Source organism: Sphaerimonospora mesophila, from assembly GCF_001417795.1.
In the GTDB taxonomy this organism is placed as follows: Bacteria; Actinomycetota; Actinomycetes; order Streptosporangiales; family Streptosporangiaceae; genus Sphaerimonospora; species Sphaerimonospora mesophila.
Genome location: NZ_BCBX01000031.1, coordinates 300,217 through 318,062 on the forward strand (window position 1 = coordinate 300,217; position 17,846 = coordinate 318,062).

Here is a 17,846-nt window from a genome sequence, read left to right on the forward strand (position 1 = left end):
ACGCGGGCGCCGGGTCAGACCAGGGCGAGCTGCCGGGCGGGGGAGCGGCGGCGCCGCCAGCGGCGGGCCGAGCCGCCGATGCCGTACATCTCGGCCAGGGCCCGCACCTGCTCGGTCACCCGGTCGCGATAGCCGGCGTCGGCGACCTGGCCCCTGCCGTACAACGCCTGGTAACGCGGCACGAGACCGGGATGCTCGCGCTCCAGCCACGCCAGGTACCACTGGCGGACACCGGCGGAAAGCCGCAGGACCAGCGGAGTCACGCTGACCGCCCCCGCCTCGGCGGCCCTCCGGACGGTCGCCTGCAGATGGTCGGTGGAGTCGGTGATGAGCGGCAGGATCGGCGCCATCAGCACCCCGCACGGGATGCCGGCCTCGTTGAGCGCGGCGCAGATCTCCAGCCGCCGCTGCGGCGTGGCCGCCCCCGGCTCGACGGCCCGGCGCACCCGGTCGTCCACGAAGCCCACGGACACGGCCGCGCCGACCCGGGTCACCTTGGCGGCCTCGCGCAGCAGATCGAGGTCGCGCAGGACGAGCGGGCTCCTGGTCAGCACGGTGAACGGGTTCCCGGCGTCGGCCAGGGCCCGGATGACGGCCGGCATCAGCCGGTAGGTCTCCTCCACCGGCTGATAGCAGTCTCCGCTGAGGCCGATCGCCACCGGGTCGCCGGCCCAGCGGGGTGCGCCGAGCTCGCGGCGTAACCGGTCGGCCAGGTCGGTCTTCACCACGATCCGGGTGGCGAAGTCCGCGTCCGGGTCCAGCCCGAGATAGCGGTGGCCGCGCCGGGCCGCGCAGTGCCGGCATCCGGCCTCGCATCCGCGGTAGGGGCTCGCCGCCCACCGGTAGGGCAGCCCGGCGCTCTCGGGGACGCGGTCGATGGCGGCCCGGGCCGGCACCTCCAGGCAGGTGACGCCGCCGACGACGCGGGCGACCGCCCGCCGCTCGATCGGCCGCGCCGCACCCGAGGCGGAGACTTCGAGCAGCGGCTGTTGGACGGGATGCCGGGCCGCCGGAGCCGGTGTGGGAGAGGCGTCGCCACGCATAGAGATCAGTAGAACACGCATTCGACCCTCCCGCCAAGCGCCCATGCCGTACGACCGCGCCCGACTCCGCCGTCTCCGGCGCGGGCGGCGGCCCGCCCCGATGGCCGGGATAGCTGGAGTCCCTGGCCGTAAGGCTCTCGCCACGGGGACGATCGCCATTTAAAGTGGGACAAGCGTTCTGTTTAACGGGAGGGTCTTGATGGCCTGGCTTCTGCTCTCCGGCGCGATCGTCTCCGAGGTCGTGGCCACCTCCGCGCTCAAACTCAGCGACGGGCTGACCCGGCCCGGCTGGACCATCGTCGTCGCCTCCGGATACATCGCCTCGTTCGTGCTGCTGGCCCAGGCGCTCAAGCTCCAGATGCCCGTCGGCTTCGCGTACGCGATCTGGTCGGGCATCGGCACGGCCGCGATCGCGGTGATCGGGGCGATGTTCCTCGGCGAGGCCATGAACCTCACCAAGGTCGCCGGACTCGCTCTGATCATCTGCGGCGTCATCGTCCTCAACCTCGCAGGCAGCCACTGACCCCCTGACGTACAGCGCCGCAATCTGATCGTTTGACCCGGCGGGCATCGGCCGCGAGAGTTGTCGACGGTGGTCCCCGATCAGAGAGAGGCAGTGCAGGAGATGGCGCCGGACCCGGATCAGTCCGTCGGCCGCGGCGACGGGGCGGCCCGCCCCGCGACCCGGACGGCGACCGGCCGCCGGCGGCCGCAGGAGCGAGCGGTGCGCCGCCGTGAGGCGCTGCTGGAGGCGGCCGTCGACCTGCTGGGCGAGGGCGGCTTCACCGCCGTGACCCACCGCGCGGTCGCCCAGCGTGCGGGCCTGCCGCTCGCGGCCACCTCCTACTACTTCTCCTGCCGCGACCGGCTCCTGACCGAGGCGTTCGCCCTGCTGGTGGAGCGCGAGCTCGACCAGATGCGCGCCTACCTGGACGCCATGCCCGCCGACCCGCCGGAGCGGCTCGCGGAGATCCTCGCCACCGTCTACGCCCTCGACCGGCCCAGGCAGCTCGGCCTGTGGGAGCTGTACCTGCAGGCCGGCCGGGACCCCGCGCTGCAGAGCGTCGCCCGCGCCTGGACCGACGGATGCGACGAGATCGTCGCGTCCGTGCTGCGCCGGGCGGGGCGCCCCTGCGGTCGCGCGCAAGTCCGCTTCGTCACGACCGTGCTGTCCGGGCTGTGGCTGGAGGACATCGTCGAGGCCCGGCCGCAGTCCCGGGAACGCGCCCGCGACGTGGTCGTACGCGCGCTCGACGCGATCGGGTGAAACCCGATCGGGTGGAGACGCCCCGTCCCAGGTCGATGATCGGCGACCTCCCTCATCTGGTCGGCGACAGCGCGCCCAGCACGGACGCGACGTTTCCGACCGGCGGATGTCCGAATCGTTCAAGACGCACGGCCGGCGGGTGACCTAGCGTGGCCGCATGGCACCTGTTTTCGACCTGATCGGCCTCGTCGTGGCCGATATGGGGAAATCCCTTGCGTTCTACCGCCGACTCGGCCTCGATCTCCCCGAATCGGCCGACACCGAGCCGCATGTCGAGGTCACCCTGCCCGGCGGGCTGCGCCTGGCCTGGGACACCATCGAGACGATCCGCTCCTTCGACACCTGGTCGCCGCCGACCGGTGATGGCCGCATCAGCCTCGCCTTCCGCTGCGCCGACCCCGAGGAGGTCGACCGGACCTACGCCGAGCTGGTCGCCGCCGGGTACGAAGGGCATCGCCCGCCGTGGGACGCCTTCTGGGGGCAGCGCTACGCGGTCGTGCACGACCCGGACGGCAACGGCGTCGACCTTTTCGCGCCGCTGCCGCCCACCCCCTAAGCAGTACGGAGCAGCACGCCGAGCGGCGCGCCGGCCAGGGAGCGCACTTCGCGGGAGAGGTGGGCCTGGTCGGCGTAGCCGGAGACCGCCGCCACGTCCGCGAAGGCGGCACCGGTGCGCGCCAGGTCCAGCGCCCGGTTCATCCGCAGGATGCGGCCCAGCATCCTGGGACCGTAGCCGAAGGCGTTCAGGCACCGCCGGTGCAACTGCCGCTCGCTGAGACCGACGCCGGCCGCGATCTCGGCGACCGGCGCACCCGCACGCACCCGGGCGACGATCCAAACCGCCATCGGATCCGGGCCGTCGGACCGGCGGAGACGGCGCAGCGCCGCCTCTTCCAGCGCCGCGCCCAAAGCCGCCTGCCCGGCCGCCGTCTCCCGCCGGTCGTTCATGAGGTCGATCAGCCGCCGCACCTCCCCGGCCGGCCACAGCTCGGCCAGGTCGATCCGCTGATCGCGCAGTTCGCCCGCCGGCACCCCGAAAACGGCGGGGCCCGTGCCGGGGGCGAAGCGCAGCCCGACATAGCGGTCCACCCGGTCATGCGCCAGATGCGCCGTCGTATCCGGCCCGGCGACCAGCAGCTCGCCATCGGCCCAGATCACGTCGGTGCATCCGTCCGGGAGCACACGTTGCACGGCGTGCGGGGCCGGCGGGGTCCGCCACCACAGCATCGCCCCCGGCACCCGCGAGGCCCTCTCGCGGTACATCCCCGCAGTATCCACCAGTCCTCGGCCGGCCTCCATCGGACCTCCGGCGGATCTCCATCGAGCCGACGCCGGCCCGGCCCTCGCTCGCCAAAGAAAGCACAAGATGACCGATTTATGACTTAAATCCCCTTATTCCCATAAACCTCGCCGGTCAAGGCTGGGGTAAACCCCTCTCGCCACACAGGAACGAGGTGAGACGGATGACCGCGCCGCCGTCAGCGGACGCCGTACCCCACGGCCGGCTACTGATCAGCAAAGCCTGGGTACAGGTGGCCGTCCTCGTCGTCCTGTTCGGCTTCCTCGTCCTGGGCGTCCTGGCCTACCTCGTCTACCGAGACGAACCCCCCGTCCCGCGGCAGGTCGTCGGTGACAGGGGACAGGTACTGTTCACCGGCGACGACATCACCTCAGGCCAGCAGGTGTTCCTGCGCTCCGGCCTGATGCAGTACGGCTCGATCTTCGGCCACGGCGCCTACCTCGGCCCCGACTTCACCGCCGACTACCTGCACCGCGCGGCGACCATCGCACGGTCGAACGAACCCGGCGGCGACGCCGCCCTCATCGCCGACTTCCAGGCCAACCGCTACGACCCCGCCACCCGCACCCTGCGCTTCAGCGGCCCCCAGACCACCGCCTACCTCGCCAACGAACGGCACTACGCCGACTTCTTCGGCGACCCCACGACCGGCAAGGGCCTGCTGCCCCACGCCATCACCGACCCCGCCGAGATCCACCAGCTCACCTCCTACTTCGCCTGGTCGGCATGGGCGGCCGCCGCCCATCGACCCGGCGCCGACCACTCCTACACCAACTCCTGGCCGCCCGAACCACTCGTGGGCAACAGACCCACCGCCGACAACATCGTCTGGAGCGTGCTGTCCCTCATCGCGCTGCTGGGCGGCATCGGCGCACTGTTCGGCGTCTACGGCCGCTACGGCGACCGGCTCGGCTGGCGCGGCCGCCAGGCCGACACCCTGTCGTTCCGCCAACCCGGCGAGGTCGCCCTCACCCCAGGCCAGCGCGTCACCGCCCCCTTCTTCTTCGTGGTCGCCGCACTGTTCGTGGCGCAGTCACTCCTCGGCGGCGCGTCCGAGCACTACCGCGCCGACCTCGGCAGCTTCTTCGGGCTCGACCTGGCCCGGCTCCTGCCGTACAACCTCACCCGCACCTGGCACCTGCAGATGGCACTGTTCTGGGTCGCCGCCGCGTTCCTGGCCGCCGGGATCTTCCTGGCGCCCATCATCGCCAGAAGGGAACCACGCGGCCAGGACCGCCTGTCGATGATCCTGCTCGGCGCGCTGATCGTCGTGGTCGCCGGCAGCCTGCTGGGGGAGTTCTTCAGCATCCGCGGCATGGTGCCCGCCTCCGCCCGGTTCATCGGCGCCAACCAGTACGAATACCTCGACCTGGCCCGCCTGTGGCAGATCCTGCTCACCGCCGGCATGGGCCTGTGGGCCTTCATCCTCTGGCGCGGCCTACGCGGACGCCTGCGCGGCGAACACCGCGGCAACCTGCCCTGGATGTTCTTCTGGGCCGCCCTGGCCATCCCGGTCATCTACGCCATCGGCCTGCTCAGCCGCACCACAGACACCTTCACCACCGCCGACTTCTGGCGCTTCTGGGTCGTGCACCTGTGGGTGGAGGACTTCCTGGAACTGTTCACCACCGTGATGGTCGCCTACATCTTCGTGCTGCTCGGCGTCATCCGCGAGAAGGTCGCCCTCATCGTCGTCTATTTCGACATCGTGCTGTACTCCGTCGGCGGCGTCATCGGCACCATGCACCACCTCTACTTCAGCGGCGCACCGGCCCAGCACATGGCCCTCGGCGCGTTCTTCTCCGCGGCCGAGGTCATCCCGCTCACCTTCCTCACCGTCGAGGCATGGGCCTTCCTGCAGCTCGGCGCCCGCCAGGAGGCCGCCTCACCCACCCCGTTCCCGCACCGCTGGGCCGTGATGTTCCTCGTCGCCGTCGGCTTCTGGAACTTCCTCGGCGCCGGCGTGTTCGGCTTCCTGATCAACCTGCCCATCGTGTCCTACTACGAGATCGGCACCGGTCTCACCGCCAACCACGCCCACGGCTCGATGATGGGCGTGTACGGCATGCTCGCCATCGCGATGGCGCTGTTCTGCCTGCGCTACATGATCCCGCCCCGCCTGTGGCCGGACCGCCTGGCCAAGATCTCCTTCTGGTCGCTGAACATCGGCCTGGCCTGGATGTGCTTCGCCACACTGCTGCCCGTCGGCATCCTCCAGCTCTACCACTCGGTCAGCACCGGCTACTGGCACGCACGCAGCCTGAAATACCTCACCAACCCCACCAACAGCCTGATCGAATGGCTGCGCCTGCCCGGCGACGCGGTGTTCATCATCGGCGGGGCACTACCGTTCCTCTACATCGCCTGGCTCGGCCTGCGCCACGCCGCCAAAGCCAGACCCGCCACCCCCGGAGAGACGGAGGACCGCCTCTTCACCGAGATCACCGGCCCGGTCGACCGGTGAGGCGACGATGACCGCGATCAGCACTGAGGTCCTGCTCGCCGGAGGCTACGCCGCACTGCTCATCCTCATCGCCCGCGGCCTCGACCTGCTGGCCCGGCACACCCACGGCCAGACCGAGCGATTCCGCACCGGCGGATTCCGCTACGACCCCGACCACGACCACTGGACCTGCCCGGAAGACCAGCTGCTGCGGCCGTACGGCTACGACCACCGGCGGCGGCTGATCCGCTACCGCGCCCCCGCCGCCGCCTGCACCGCCTGCCCGGTCAGGGAGCTGTGCACCGACTCCGCCGACGGCCGGGAGATCACCCGGCCGGTCGACCCCTGGCCGCACTCGGAGGCGGGACGCTTCCACCGCGGCATCGCCCTGACCCTCGTCGTACTCGCCACCGTGATCGTGCTGGGCGAGCTGCTGCGCAACCACCACCTCGGCGAACTGATCATGCTCGGCGCCCTGCTGGCCGGATGCCTGACCACCGGCCGGCGGCTCACCGACCACCTGCACGCCACCCCCGGCGGATTCCCCACCCCCGCCCGATATCAGGGCCTGCCGCCCACCCCCGAAACCGATGACCGGCCAGACGACTACGACTAGTGCCGCGACTGCCAAGGTTTGCCCGGACGGCGCGGTGTCCAGGGTGGTGCATCGCAAGGCGGAGGAGGAGCTGAGTAGCGGAGCTACGAGCGACGACGACAACGCGGCGAGGTGCCGCCCTGGGCGACGCGACGGGGCAAAGGTTGGCGGGAGGGGCACTAGACACAGAGCATCCTGGTCAGGCGGCGGGAGGCGAACCACAGCCCACCCGCGATCATCACGGCCAGGTAGGCCACGTGCACCAGCGACCCCAGGCCGATCGCCCCGAGACACAGAGCACGCACCAACTCCACCGCGTGATACAGCGGAGTGACCTGGATCAGGATCTCCATGACCAGCGGATAGTCCCGCACGGGGGAGAAGGTCCCCGAGAACAGGAACAGCGCGAACTGACCGATGTTCAACAGGTCGAAGTCCTGCCAGCCGCGCATCAGCGTGCTGACGGCCATGCCGACCGCCCCGAACGCCAACCCCACCAGCACGGTCGCCGGGAACGCCGCCAGCGCCAGGCCAGGCGTGGTCAGCCCCATCACCGCCATCACGACCAGGAAGATCGCCGTATAGAACGAGCCGCGGGTCACCGCCCACACCAGCTCACCCAGCGCGATCTCGATCGGCCGCACCGGCGTCGCCAGCACCGCCTCGAACGTCTTGGCGTACTTGAACTTGTGGAAGAAGTTGAACGTGGTCTCCGCCAAGACCCCCGTCATGGCCGACACCGCCAGCATCGCCGGAGCGACGAACGCCGCATACGACATGCTCCGCCCATCGACGGTGAGCGCCCCGACCAGCGCCCCGACCCCGACACCGATCGACAGCAGATACAGCAGCGGCTCGAAGAAACCCGACAGCAGGACGATCCAGTACGACGGCCCGGACCGCAGCGCGCCCACATTGCGGTTGATGACCGCGCCCACACGACCCGAAGAGACCCGGGTGACCCGCGCAGGCGAGGCGACGAACGTGGTCAGCATCAGTCCTCCAGCCTCCGCTTGAACGCCAGCACCGCCAGGGTCACCCCGCCGACCGCCCACAGCAGCAGATAACCCACATGGACGACCGGCGGCCAGGCAGTCACCCGGCCGAGCGTCGCCGCACGGCACAACTCCACTCCGTGCCACAGCGGCGACGCGTACGCCAACGGCCGCACCACCGCGGGCAGCTGCTCCACCGGGAAGAACACCCCGGCGAACAGCGTCGACGGAATCACCACGAAGCGATACAGCAGCGCGAAGTAGCTGTCATGGTCGATCGCCGCGGCGAACGCGGTCACCGGCGCCGCCGTCGCCACCGTGAGCACGGCGCACACCAGCGGAGCGACCAGCGACCACGGCGAGTGCAGCCCGCCGAAGAACACGACGACCAGCAAGAAGGCCACGACCGCCACCTCGGCCCGCAGCACCAGGTAGAGCAGGTGCCCGCAGACGATGTCGACGGGCCGCACCGGCGTCGCCCGCATCGCGTGATAGGCCCGGCTCCACTTGAAGTCGCCCAGCACCGCGTACGTCGACTCGCCCATGGAAATCTGCAACACCGTCGAGGCGAGCACCCCGGGCACGATCCACGCCAGATAGTCGACCCCTTCGAGGGTGCCGACATAGCGGCCCACCCCGATGCCGATGCTGACCAGGAACAGCACCGGCAGCACGAAGGACGAGAACACCGACGCCTGCCACAACCGCCGATACAGCGCCAGCTGCCGCCCGAAGACGGCCAGGGTGGGATGCAAGGTTCCGGCCGTCATGTCAGTCCACCAACGTTCGGCCGGTCAGCTGGAGGAACACATCCTCCAGCGTGGAGCGCCGCACCAGCACGCTGGACGGCGTCAACCCCCGCCGGTGCACCTCGGCCAGCGCGGCGTCCCCGTCGTCGGCGTAGACCAGCACCCGGTCGGGCAGCGGATCGATGCGTTCGCCGACGCCCTCCAGCTTGGCCGCGTAATCGCCGTTGAGATCGAGCCCGTCGGGGAAACGCAGCTCGAGCACCTCCGCCGTCGAGTAGGTCTCGATCAGCGAACGCGGCGAACCCGAAGCGATGATCTTCCCGCCGTCCATCACCACCAGCCGGTCGCACAACTGCTCTGCCTCGTCCATGTAATGCGTGGTCAGCACCAGCGTGGTGCCGCGCTGCTTCAGCCGGAACAGCCGCTCCCACAGAAGGTGGCGGGCCTGCGGGTCGAGTCCCGTCGTGGGCTCGTCCAGCAGCACCAGATCGGGCTCGTTGACCAGCGCGCGGGCGATCGTCAGGCGCCGCTTCATACCGCCCGACAGCGGCTCCACCTTGCCCTTCGCCCGGTCCGACAACCGCACGAACTCCAGCAGCTCATCGGCCCGTCTGCCGCTCTCCGCCCGTGACAGCCCGAAATACCGCGCGTACGTCGTCAGGTTCTCCCGCACGGTCAGATCGGGGTCGAGGTTGTCCAACTGCGGGCAGACCCCCAGCCGCGCCCGGATCGCGGTGCCCTCCCGGGCCGGGTCCATCCCCAGGATGCGCAGTTGCCCGGACGTCGGCACCGACACGCACCCGATCATGCGCATGGTCGAGGACTTGCCGGCGCCGTTGGGACCCAGGAAGCCGAACGCCTCGCCCGGCGCCACCTCCAGGTCGATCCCGTTGACCGCGGTGAAATCGCCGAAACGTTTCACCAGGTCACGAGCGAAAATCAATGGTTGATCTGCCACGTTTGCCGACCCTAACCAACGCCACCGACAGTTCCGCAACAGGTTTTCCGTGCCATCCCTTTTCCCGATGTTCCTTACGGCGAAGCCGAGGAGGACGGCCAGTTCTCCAGGGCCACATGGAGAGCGTCCAGCCCCCGCTCCCAGGACGACCGCACCGGACGGGGATGCCGGAACCCCCCGGCCGCCTCCAAGGCGACATAACCGTGAAACGCGCTGCGCAGCAGACGCACGGCGTCGGTGAGATCGGGCTCGGCCAGGCCGTACGCGCGCAGCATCGCGAGCGGCGCCTCGACGAGACTCCGGTGTCCCGGTGACCCGGCGAGCACCTCGGGGGAGACCTCCATCTGCGTCGCCGCGTAGCGACCGGGATGCTCCAGCGCGAACTCCCGGTAGGCGTGCGCGAACGCCGTCAACGCCTCCCTGCCGGCCCGGCCCGCGATCGCGGCGCCGATGCGCGCGGCGAAGTCGCGCGCGGCCAGTACGGCAACCCGCGTACGCAGGTCCTGGACGTTTCTGACATGGGAGTAGAGGCTCGCGTCCCTGACCCCGAAACGCCGTGCCAGCGCCGAGATGGTGATGTCGCCGAACCCGACCTCGTCGGCCAGATCCGCCGCCGCCTCCGTCAGCAGATCGGCCGTCAACCCGGCACGTGCCATGTGCCACCTCTCAAAACTAGACCCTCTAGGTAGTAGCCTAGATGGTCTAGGCATGTTAGCGTCCACTGCCGTGAAGCCCCTGAGCGAACAGGAAATCCGCATCTCATTCGTCAACTGCTCCAAGGGAGAGGCCAAACGGCTGACACTGCCCAGGAACCTGAGCGGAAGACCCTGGGCGGACCTCGACTTTCTGGGGTGGCGCGACCCCGCCGCCCCCGACCGCTGCTACCTGGTGACCGATCTCGGCGAGCGGCTCGTCGGCGTTGCACTCCGCCTGGCCGCCCAGCCGCGTACCCGGCTCCACCGCGGGATGTGCTCCGTCTGCCTGACGACACACCCCGGAAGCGGCGTCGCCCTGATGACCGCCCGCCGAGCGGGGGAGGCGGGCAGGCAGAACAACTCGGTCGGCGTCTACATGTGCGCCGACCTCGACTGCTCCCTCTACGTACGCGGGAAGAAGCTCCCCGACCTCGGCGGCCGCCTGGAGGAGACGCTCACCACCGAGGAGCAGATCGCCCGCACCAGGACGAACCTGCAGGACTTCCTCGACAAGGTCCTCCGATGACGCCCGGACACGAGAAGCTCGACCGGAGACCCCGGCTCAATCCAGATCGCGCAGCCCCCGCAGGACCCGCAGCAGAGTGTCCCGATCGGGCCCCTCGGCCCGATCCGCCCGAGGATGACGCCGCATCCGCCGGGGCAGCGTGTGGGCGGGTACGGCCAATGCCGGAGCCGGGGGAGTGCCGACCGGGACGGGAACGACCGGGGGAGACGTCACGGGAGCCGAAACGGGATCGGGCGCGGCCACCGGGGAGGTCGCCAGCTCACACCACACGATCTTGCCCCGGTCGGGTGCGGTCTGACACCCCCAGCGCATGGCCAGGCTCTCCACGAGCGTGAGCCCGCGGCCGCCCTCATCGAGCTCACCGTCGTCCGGCTCGGCACCGCTGCGGGGGACCGGCACACTCACGCTCGCGTCCCACACCTCGATGAACAGGCTGCGCGACGCGGACGGCAGGCGCAGCCGTACGGCGACGCTGCGCAGCGTCACCGGGAACATCGACGACACGATCAGCGGACTGGACACGGATTGCATCGCCCGGACCGCGTTCGTCACCAGCTCCGACACCAGCAACTCGGCCGTATCAGCCAGATGCGGCAACCCCCACCGCCCGACCTGAAGGCGGACGAACGCCCGGGCGCGGCTTGGCGCGGTCCACCCCGCACCGAGCACCTTGTGCGCCATCCCGCCGCCGTCGTCCTCCACGGGAAAAGGAGATGTCAGCATGCTCGGGGCGGCGTCCGGACGGCCCGGCCGCAGGCGGCCCGAGCGGCAAGCGGCGGAAATCGCATGGCTTCGATAATCCGCCATCGACCCGACCAAGGTGACCCGGTTGACTGGATTGGACGGTATTTTCTTCCCGGGCTGTTAACTGTATTTCTCCTCGGAATGGGTTTCTTCCGCCCGCGCATACGCCCCGGCGGGGGAGGCCCGCAAACCATCGAAAACGATGTCGAGAAGCCGGCCACGAGTAGCCGGATCCACGTGCTCGGCCGCCCGTGCCGTACCCACCATCAGAGCGATCAGCGCTCGCGTGTCGATGTCCTGCCGTACGGCTCGGGCCCGCTGCGCGCGTACCAGCAGCGCGTCCAGGGCGGCGGCCGACTCCCGGCCGACAGGGGAGGGCTCTCGCCCGTCTTCCCACATGGTCGCCTCCGCCGGCACCTCCGCGTAGGCGTGCCGCGCGGCCGCCTCGCCCACCGCGTAGGCGAAGAAGCCGAAGAACGCCACATCCGCGTCCCGCTCGGGCAGCGAGGCCGCCTTGTCGGCGAGTTTGCGTACACGTCGCAAAGCCCTGCGTCGCGAAGACCGCCTCCGCCGCCCGCAGGATCTTGGCGCGTGGCCAGCCGTACCTGACGGAAACTGAATCGTCCGCCTGGACGATTCAGGCGTGGACAGCATCGAGGTCCTGGCTCTGGACCACCACGGGACAGGCGGTTACCGATCGACTCAGGTCCTGCGTCCGCAGCTGAGCCCGTGCGCGGGCCGATCCTCGTCAGCCTCCCGTGGGAAGAACTGGGCATCTGACCCGGTACGCACCGGGGGACTCGAGCGGGAGAGGCGGCCACAAGTGCCTACTTGACATAATGTACATTATCGAGCTTGAGCGAACCTCGCGAAGAGAGGGGTTGCACAGCCGCTCCGGCACCTGGTTCACGAACAGACCGTGCTCTCTCGCTACGTGATGCGAAGCCCCGTACGATCTGTACATGCCGGCATTCGGACCCGCCGAAGTTCTCTTCCTCTTATTCGGCGTCCTCGTGATCGGGGCGGCGATCTTCGTGATCTTCGCAGCCGTCCGCGCGGGGGCGAGACCCGGCGGTCAGCTCGCCTGGCGGACACCGGGCCTGCTGCCGCCCGTCCCGGCCCACGTACAGCAGGAGGTCCGGGAACTCTGGGCGGCCGGCAAGAAGGTGGCGGCGATCAAGCTCGTCCGGGAACGCACCGGACTCGGCCTCAAGGAGGCGAAGCTGCTCACCGAGACCCTGGGAGCCGGCCACGCCGTCCCCTCCGACCCCGCCGGCGGCGCCGTACCGGATCTCGCCACACGCGTACGCGATCTCAAGGCCGCCGGTCGTACGGAACAGGCCGTGTTCCTGGTACGCGGTGAGACCGGAATGGGACAATCCGAGGCAGAGGCATTCGTAAACGCACTATGAGTGCGATACCGGACAGAAGGTGAATTCTGTCCGGTATAACACCTCGCCCCCACCGCGATGCTCGGCGCCAAAGTACCTCTCATGCGCGTGGACGGGCTCGCCTGACCATTGAACGTCCAGATCGCGGATCCAGCGGATCCACAGGCATGGGCCCCAGTCGACATCGGTCAGGCCGGTCTCTTCGAAGAGTCGATCGTCCCCTGCCGTATTCGGTGACCACCGCTCTTGTGGGTCCGCAATACCTCCGACGCGGAAAAAGGGGTGTGGATCTCGCCGGATTGGGTGCGAGGCTGGGCGGGTGAACCACACGCATACCGTGGTCTTGGTCGAGGGAGTCAGCGACATGTCGGCCGTCAATGCACTGGCCGAGCGCCGGGGCCGGGACCTCGCGGCCGAGGGCATCTCCCTTGTGGCGATGGGCGGGGCCACGAACATCGGGACCTACATCGGCAAGTTCGGCCCACCCGGTCACGATCTCCGGCTGGCGGGCCTGGTCGACGCCGGCGAAGAAGGAGCCTTCCGGAGGGGTCTCGAGCGGGCCGGCCTTGGGTCCGATCTCGGCAGAAGCGATCTGGAGGCGCTCGGATTCTTCGTGTGCGTGGCCGACCTGGAAGACGAGCTGATCCGCGCCCTCGGCACCGCCATGGTGGAACGCGTCGTCGACGCCGAGGGCGAGCTACGCTCATTCCGCTCACTCCAGAAGCAGCCCGCATGGCGCGGGCGCAGCACCCACGACCAACTGCGCCGGTTCATGGGGGCGGGTCGCGGCACTGGACCTCGATCGCGTGCCGCGACCGCTGGACGGACTGCTGGCCCACCTATGAGGCCGCTCATGCACGGGGACGGGCCGAGATGCCAGATGGGCCGCCAGGCCGAGGCGTCGATCGCACCGTCGGCCTGGGCGGCGTCATTCGGTGGTCATCAGGCGCGCCGCCAGCGCCAGTAGGGGTCGCTGCGCTTGTACGTGCACTTGTACCGCTTCTTCGTGACCTTGGCGTAGCCGTACCGGTTGTGCGCGGCCTTCGGGCAGAACGCGCCCGGCGTGATGCACACCCAGTGCTTCCCCACCCGCTTGTAGCAACTCGCCGACACCGACGAGACGCCGGTCGGCAGGACGGCGGCACTGGCCGGCGTGACCGAGGCGGTGAGGGGGACGAGGGTGGACGCGACGAGCGCGCCCGACACGAGAAGACGACGGAGCATCTGCTCTCCGAGGGTTGAGGGAACATTGCCGTTGAGAGGACTCTTGGCTCGGGGCAACCGTTTACCGGCGCTGCTCCGGCAAATTCCCGGGATCCTCCCCGATTAGGGTGAACGGGTCGAATCGTCGGTGGATCTGCGGGCAGGCCCGGCCGAGCGGTCGTGCTTCCGGTCTCATGACTCGATCCGGCCGAGGAAGAAACTCCGCTCCACTCCCCCGGTCTCCGTCGAGACGCGAATCAGTATGTCGAGGCGGGTTCCTCGTCGGCCTTACGCGGCGGTGCCGTCTCGAGGTGGTGGCATCGCCTGGTCCTACTCCCCCGCCGGTGACCATCGGCAGGTTTCCGCCCGGAGCGATGTGGAAGGTCGGTTTTCGGCGACACCGTCCCTTTTATCCCTGGGAAGCGGGCACAGGGTCGTCGTCCACCGGAAGCGCCCCACGCGCTGATGGTGGTATATAGGCACCTATGCCCGCCTGATCCTTGGCATGCGGCGTCAGCTGGATGACATCGGGACCGGATCGGTGCCGTCGCCGTGGAGGTGCGTGAAAGTGACGTTCGACGATGAGGTTCGTCGCATGGTGACCTCACAGGGCCTGGGCTTCGTGGCCACCGTCCGCCCCGACGGGACACCCAGCCTCTCCCCCAAGGGCACGACCGAGATCTGGGACGACGACCACCTCGTCTTCCTGGACCTGCACTCCCCCGGGACGGTGGCCAACCTGGCCCACAACCCGGCGGTGGAGATCAACGTCGTCGATCCGGTCCGCCGCAAGGGATACCGCTTCCGCGGCCTCGGCGAGGTCCACACCGAGGGAGAGCTGTACGAGCGGATCGTGGAGCGCTTCCGACAGCGGCGGGGCACTCGCCCGGACCGGGTGCGGTCCGCGGTGCTGGTCCGGGTCCTGGAGACGAGCCGGCTGATCTCGCCCGCGTACGAGGGCGGGGCGAGCGAGGCGGAGATCGCGGCGAAATGGCGGGCCCGGCTCACGGCGGAGGAGGCGTAGCCGAGGCGCAGGCGTCCGGCTGCCGACAGATCGTCCGGCGACCGCTCTGCCGCACGCCCGCCCCTTTCCTCGCCAACCTCGCGACAGCTCCGCGGCCGCCGCTGTCGGCGGGTGACGGCCCGCCTAGACCTCGACCAGCAGAGGGTCGCGGGTCGCCGGCGCGTCCCATTGGATGCGGTACCTCTGCTCGGGGCCCATGGTCCTCTCCGGGTTCATGACCGTCTTCACCATCAGCGGCATGAGGATCGGCATCAGGGTCTGCGCGACGGGGCCCGGTGTCTTGCTGTGGTTGATCTTGGATGCGCGTGCCGCGATCTTCTCCACCCGGGCCCGGCGGAGCCGCTCGTACGTCGCGAAGGCCTGCTGCACGTCCTCGATGTCTCGCAGGCAGCGGGCCAGCTGGATGGCGCTCTCGATCGAGAGCGACGCGCCCTGTCCTGAGCTGTTGGACGGCGCGTGCGCGGCGTCGCCGACCAGCACCATCCGATCCCTGTGCCAGTGCGGGACGCTCGGCATGATGTAGAGGGCGCCCATCACCTGCAGTGACTCCGGCGGCGTGTGCCGGATCAGGTCGGCGCCGGGTACGTCGTCGCCGTAGGTGTCGCCCAGTTTGCGCATCCACTCCTCGGTCGAGATCTCACGGGCCTGGAGAAGGGTCAGGGGCCGGTGGTAGGGCAGGTTCGCGCCCCAGGTGGTGCCGCCGCCCGCCGCCGGCCAGTAGAGGTAGTAGCCGCGCCTGCCGTAGGCGAAGACCATCGTCTGCGGGTCTTCCGGCACCGCGTGAGGCGATAGCCCTTCCAGGCCGAGCATGCCGGTCCATTTCGGGCCGGGTGCGTTCGGGTCGATCAGCCGGCGAACGGTGGAATGGATGCCGTCGGCGCCGACGAGGACGTCGAACCCCGCCCGGCTTCCGTCGTCGAAGACCGCGGTGGTGTGCTCGACGCCGACGAGACGCTTGCCGTACTCGATCGTGATGCCCTGCCGTACGGCCTCGTCGTGGAGTGTGCGGTAGAGGTCGGCGCGGCGCACCACGAAGAGGGGGCCGGTGTCGGACAGGACGGGCAGTTCCATGCGTTTGCGGCTTGCGACCGTCATCACCATCCGCGAACTGGGCTGTGCGACCGACTTCACCGCGTCGGCCGTACCGATGATCTCCAGTGCCGCCATGCCGTTGGGCGCGAGGGCGAGGGTGCCGCCGATGCCGTCGGCGGGTGTCGGGTACGCCTCGTAGACGGTGGCGTCGATGCCCGCCTTGCGTAGCGCCAGCGCGGTCGCCGGGCCGGCGATGCCGCCTCCGATGATTGCGACGTGTCTCATGTCTCCTCCTGATCGGTTGATGTGTGTGAACCGGAACGGAAGGAGAGCGTTATCCTCGTGTTCGTCATCTTCGGGCCATCCGTAGTTCCGGTTCGAAGGTCCCTGGTGGCGGTGCTGCAACACCGCCACCAGGGCTATACGTCGGTGATGTCCTTTTCGGCGAGTTCTCGCAGGTTGTCCGGGATCTCTCCCGTCTCGTGGAAGGCCCGCCATTCGCGCAGGCCGGGGAAGGTCCCCTCGGTCAGTTCTCCGAGCAGGGCGCGGACCCACGTGGCCTCCGCCCGCAGGATGGCCAGGTCGTATTCCGTCTCGATGAGGAACAGGCGAGGGATCTCGGCGATCTCCCGTGCGTGCCGCTCCCCCAGCGTGGCGATCTCTTCGTCGAGGGCCGCGAGCCGGTTCTCGAGGAGTCCGATCACCTCGTCCGGGTCCAGCGCCGCCATCACCGAGAGTCCGGCGCGGAACCGTGGGAACTCGGTGTGGGGGACGCTGAGCAGTTCCCGCGTCCAGTCGACCAACTCCTGCCGGCCCGCCTCGGTGATCCGGTAGACGGTCCGCTCCGGACGGCGTCCGTGGCGCGTGCTTTCGACCTCTTCGATCAGCTCATGCTTGGCGAGGTTTCTCACGACGGTGTAGAGCGATCCCCACTTGATCTCCATGTCCCGTTCTTTGTTCCAGCCGCGCAGGGTGGCGGCCATCTCATAGGGATGCATGGGACGGGTCGTGACCGCGGACAGGACTGCCAGTGCCAACAGGTTCGCGACCTTGCGCCGCTTCGCCATCCCGACCACCTCGCTCACGTTTATTCGTACGCGAATATACGCGAGCGAGGTGGTCGTGACAAGAGGCGAAGTAGGACCTCCGGAGCTTTGGCCGGGAAGCGGCACCGGGCCGGTGGAGCCGCACCGGTCCGGTGCCGCGGCCCCGGAGGGTGTCGTCGGACTTGGCGTGATTTGAGAGAGCGGGCGTTATCTCCGCAGTTCCGCTACGAAATCCGCCTTATGCCGGTACGCCTCGGCCAGTGTGGCGCCCTCTCGCAGCGCGGCCACGACCTTCTCCTCCGCCTTGGCGTATGCGGCCGCGTCGGCCAGGATCTCCGGATCGGTCGCCACGACCACGCCGCCCTGGTCCATGACGATCGTGTCGCCATCGGCGACGGGCACACCCGCGATCTCCACCGGCGTGCCCACGGATGCCACGTGCACCAGGGGCCCGGGGCCCGCCGTGGCCTCGTTCAGCGCCCACAGCGGCAACCCGAGCCTGCGCGCGGCCTCCACGTCGCGGACCCCGCCCTCGATCACGGCGCCCGCCGCGCCTGCGCGTAGCGCCGACAGCGTGAGGATCTCCCCCCACACCGCTCCCGCCGCCGCCTCCGCCCCGGCGATCACGATCACGCGTCCGTGCAGGTCCTCGTCGAGCAGCCGGTGCAACGGCTTGAGGCCGGCCGGGCCGGGCCCCGAGGCCAGCCGCACGGTGCGGGCGCTGCCCTGCACGCCGGGAGCCCGGCGGATGGGAACCAGGGGTGGGCTCAGCCACCCCGTCAACCCACGTAGCTGAAGCACGTCCGCGATGGCGCTGGTCGGTGGGGTCACCACT

Annotated in this window: 21 protein-coding genes; 9 read left to right on the forward strand and 12 right to left on the reverse strand. The window is 69.6% G+C overall.

Annotated elements, in window-relative coordinates:
- Positions 1-14 precede the first annotated feature (14 nt).
- Positions 15-1,064 (reverse strand): radical SAM protein, encoded by a 1,050-nt coding sequence (locus tag AP234_RS05770; RefSeq protein WP_200926240.1) that lies wholly within the window; start codon positions 1,062-1,064, stop codon positions 15-17.
- A 178-nt stretch (positions 1,065-1,242) separates the two neighbouring features.
- On the opposite strand from AP234_RS05770, the gene AP234_RS05775 reads away from it, so the two are divergent.
- The 3 genes from AP234_RS05775 to AP234_RS05785 all read left to right on the forward strand — a co-directional run bounded on the left by AP234_RS05775 (position 1,243) and on the right by AP234_RS05785 (position 2,866).
- Positions 1,243-1,566, forward strand: coding sequence for a DMT family transporter (locus AP234_RS05775; RefSeq protein WP_055478493.1), 324 nt, complete (start codon positions 1,243-1,245; stop codon positions 1,564-1,566).
- Between the two features lie 102 nt (positions 1,567-1,668).
- Positions 1,669-2,310 carry a TetR family transcriptional regulator gene (locus tag AP234_RS05780; RefSeq protein ID WP_152990263.1) on the forward strand — a complete coding sequence of 214 codons (642 nt, stop codon included), beginning with the start codon at positions 1,669-1,671 and terminating at the stop codon, positions 2,308-2,310.
- A 157-nt stretch (positions 2,311-2,467) separates the two neighbouring features.
- Positions 2,468-2,866 (forward strand): VOC family protein, encoded by a 399-nt coding sequence (locus AP234_RS05785; RefSeq protein WP_055478495.1) that lies wholly within the window; start codon positions 2,468-2,470, stop codon positions 2,864-2,866.
- Here the strand turns inward: AP234_RS05785 and AP234_RS05790 are convergent.
- Positions 2,863-3,573 (reverse strand): helix-turn-helix domain-containing protein, encoded by a 711-nt coding sequence (locus AP234_RS05790; RefSeq protein ID WP_055478496.1) that lies wholly within the window; start codon positions 3,571-3,573, stop codon positions 2,863-2,865. The two genes, AP234_RS05785 and AP234_RS05790, sit on opposite strands and share 4 nt — an antisense overlap.
- Before the next feature lie 200 nt (positions 3,574-3,773).
- Between AP234_RS05790 and AP234_RS05795 the strand changes: the two genes are divergently transcribed.
- Both AP234_RS05795 and AP234_RS05800 read left to right on the forward strand, forming a co-directional pair.
- Positions 3,774-6,074, forward strand: a complete 2,301-nt coding sequence (locus AP234_RS05795; protein ID WP_055478497.1) for a cbb3-type cytochrome c oxidase subunit I — start codon at positions 3,774-3,776, stop codon at positions 6,072-6,074.
- 7 nt (positions 6,075-6,081) lie between these two features.
- On the forward strand, positions 6,082-6,669 hold the full coding sequence (locus tag AP234_RS05800) for a hypothetical protein (protein WP_055478498.1): 588 nt from the start codon (positions 6,082-6,084) through the stop codon (positions 6,667-6,669).
- 158 nt (positions 6,670-6,827) lie between these two features.
- Here the strand turns inward: AP234_RS05800 and AP234_RS05805 are convergent, their stop codons facing one another.
- The 4 genes from AP234_RS05805 to AP234_RS05820 form a co-directional block, all read right to left on the reverse strand.
- The gene (locus tag AP234_RS05805; protein WP_055478499.1) at positions 6,828-7,643 is read right to left on the reverse strand and encodes an ABC transporter permease; all 816 of its coding nucleotides are present in this window, start codon (positions 7,641-7,643) and stop codon (positions 6,828-6,830) included.
- Complete coding sequence (locus tag AP234_RS05810; protein ID WP_055478500.1) at positions 7,643-8,413, reverse strand: ABC transporter permease; 771 nt, start codon at positions 8,411-8,413, stop codon at positions 7,643-7,645. The genes AP234_RS05805 and AP234_RS05810 overlap by 1 nt, the downstream gene beginning before the upstream one ends.
- Before the next feature lies 1 nt (position 8,414).
- Positions 8,415-9,314 (reverse strand): ABC transporter ATP-binding protein, encoded by a 900-nt coding sequence (locus AP234_RS05815; protein WP_235557979.1) that lies wholly within the window; start codon positions 9,312-9,314, stop codon positions 8,415-8,417.
- A 110-nt stretch (positions 9,315-9,424) separates the two neighbouring features.
- Positions 9,425-10,006, reverse strand: a complete 582-nt coding sequence (locus tag AP234_RS05820; RefSeq protein WP_055478502.1) for a TetR/AcrR family transcriptional regulator — start codon at positions 10,004-10,006, stop codon at positions 9,425-9,427.
- Positions 10,007-10,076: 70 nt separating this feature from the next.
- Between AP234_RS05820 and AP234_RS05825 the strand changes: the two genes are divergently transcribed.
- On the forward strand, positions 10,077-10,571 hold the full coding sequence (locus AP234_RS05825; RefSeq protein ID WP_055478503.1) for an FBP domain-containing protein: 495 nt from the start codon (positions 10,077-10,079) through the stop codon (positions 10,569-10,571).
- Between the two features lie 36 nt (positions 10,572-10,607).
- On the opposite strand, the gene AP234_RS05830 is transcribed toward AP234_RS05825, so the two are convergent.
- Both AP234_RS05830 and AP234_RS05835 read right to left on the reverse strand, forming a co-directional pair.
- Positions 10,608-11,273 (reverse strand): ATP-binding protein, encoded by a 666-nt coding sequence (locus AP234_RS05830; RefSeq protein WP_055478504.1) that lies wholly within the window; start codon positions 11,271-11,273, stop codon positions 10,608-10,610.
- Positions 11,274-11,435: 162 nt separating this feature from the next.
- Entirely contained in the window at positions 11,436-11,858 is a 423-nt protein-coding gene (locus AP234_RS05835) for a hypothetical protein (protein WP_055478505.1), read from the reverse strand.
- 419 nt (positions 11,859-12,277) lie between these two features.
- Here AP234_RS05835 and AP234_RS05840 point away from each other — a divergent pair, with 419 nt between their 5' ends.
- Positions 12,278-12,727, forward strand: coding sequence for a ribosomal protein L7/L12 (locus AP234_RS05840; protein WP_055478506.1), 450 nt, complete (start codon positions 12,278-12,280; stop codon positions 12,725-12,727).
- 298 nt (positions 12,728-13,025) lie between these two features.
- Entirely contained in the window at positions 13,026-13,673 is a 648-nt protein-coding gene (locus tag AP234_RS05845; RefSeq protein ID WP_235557980.1) for a TOPRIM nucleotidyl transferase/hydrolase domain-containing protein, read from the forward strand.
- Here AP234_RS05845 and AP234_RS05850 read toward each other — a convergent pair.
- Positions 13,649-13,930, reverse strand: coding sequence for a hypothetical protein (locus AP234_RS05850; RefSeq protein WP_055478507.1), 282 nt, complete (start codon positions 13,928-13,930; stop codon positions 13,649-13,651). The two genes, AP234_RS05845 and AP234_RS05850, sit on opposite strands and share 25 nt — an antisense overlap.
- A gap of 547 nt (positions 13,931-14,477) precedes the next feature.
- On the opposite strand from AP234_RS05850, the gene AP234_RS05855 reads away from it, so the two are divergent.
- Positions 14,478-14,933, forward strand: coding sequence for a pyridoxamine 5'-phosphate oxidase family protein (locus tag AP234_RS05855; RefSeq protein WP_160330383.1), 456 nt, complete (start codon positions 14,478-14,480; stop codon positions 14,931-14,933).
- 123 nt (positions 14,934-15,056) lie between these two features.
- Here the strand turns inward: AP234_RS05855 and AP234_RS05860 are convergent, their stop codons facing one another.
- The 3 genes from AP234_RS05860 to AP234_RS05870 all read right to left on the reverse strand — a co-directional run bounded on the left by AP234_RS05860 (position 15,057) and on the right by AP234_RS05870 (position 17,842).
- A complete protein-coding gene (locus AP234_RS05860; protein WP_055478509.1) occupies positions 15,057-16,250 on the reverse strand; it encodes an FAD-dependent oxidoreductase in 1,194 nt (397 codons plus the stop codon).
- A gap of 134 nt (positions 16,251-16,384) precedes the next feature.
- Entirely contained in the window at positions 16,385-17,050 is a 666-nt protein-coding gene (locus AP234_RS05865; RefSeq protein ID WP_235557981.1) for a PadR family transcriptional regulator, read from the reverse strand.
- 168 nt (positions 17,051-17,218) lie between these two features.
- Positions 17,219-17,842, reverse strand: coding sequence for an RraA family protein (locus AP234_RS05870; RefSeq protein ID WP_160330384.1), 624 nt, complete (start codon positions 17,840-17,842; stop codon positions 17,219-17,221).
- Positions 17,843-17,846 lie beyond the last annotated feature (4 nt).

Excerpts from the sequence above, each read along its gene's own strand:
- AP234_RS05810 (WP_055478500.1), bottom strand. The coding sequence starts at position 8,413 with ATGACGGCCGGAACCTTGCATCCCACCCTGGCCGTCTTCGGGCGGCAG.
- AP234_RS05770 (WP_200926240.1), bottom strand. The coding sequence starts at position 1,064 with ATGCGTGTTCTACTGATCTCTATGCGTGGCGACGCCTCTCCCACACCG.
- AP234_RS05795 (WP_055478497.1), top strand. The coding sequence starts at position 3,774 with ATGACCGCGCCGCCGTCAGCGGACGCCGTACCCCACGGCCGGCTACTG.
- AP234_RS05785 (WP_055478495.1), top strand. The coding sequence starts at position 2,468 with ATGGCACCTGTTTTCGACCTGATCGGCCTCGTCGTGGCCGATATGGGG.
- AP234_RS05860 (WP_055478509.1), bottom strand. The coding sequence starts at position 16,250 with ATGAGACACGTCGCAATCATCGGAGGCGGCATCGCCGGCCCGGCGACC.
- AP234_RS05805 (WP_055478499.1), bottom strand. The coding sequence starts at position 7,643 with ATGCTGACCACGTTCGTCGCCTCGCCTGCGCGGGTCACCCGGGTCTCT.
- AP234_RS05780 (WP_152990263.1), top strand. The coding sequence starts at position 1,669 with ATGGCGCCGGACCCGGATCAGTCCGTCGGCCGCGGCGACGGGGCGGCC.
- AP234_RS05775 (WP_055478493.1), top strand. The coding sequence starts at position 1,243 with ATGGCCTGGCTTCTGCTCTCCGGCGCGATCGTCTCCGAGGTCGTGGCC.
- AP234_RS05800 (WP_055478498.1), top strand. The coding sequence starts at position 6,082 with ATGACCGCGATCAGCACTGAGGTCCTGCTCGCCGGAGGCTACGCCGCA.
- AP234_RS05840 (WP_055478506.1), top strand. The coding sequence starts at position 12,278 with ATGCCGGCATTCGGACCCGCCGAAGTTCTCTTCCTCTTATTCGGCGTC.
- AP234_RS05790 (WP_055478496.1), bottom strand. The coding sequence starts at position 3,573 with ATGTACCGCGAGAGGGCCTCGCGGGTGCCGGGGGCGATGCTGTGGTGG.
- AP234_RS05820 (WP_055478502.1), bottom strand. The coding sequence starts at position 10,006 with ATGGCACGTGCCGGGTTGACGGCCGATCTGCTGACGGAGGCGGCGGCG.
- AP234_RS05850 (WP_055478507.1), bottom strand. The coding sequence starts at position 13,930 with ATGCTCCGTCGTCTTCTCGTGTCGGGCGCGCTCGTCGCGTCCACCCTC.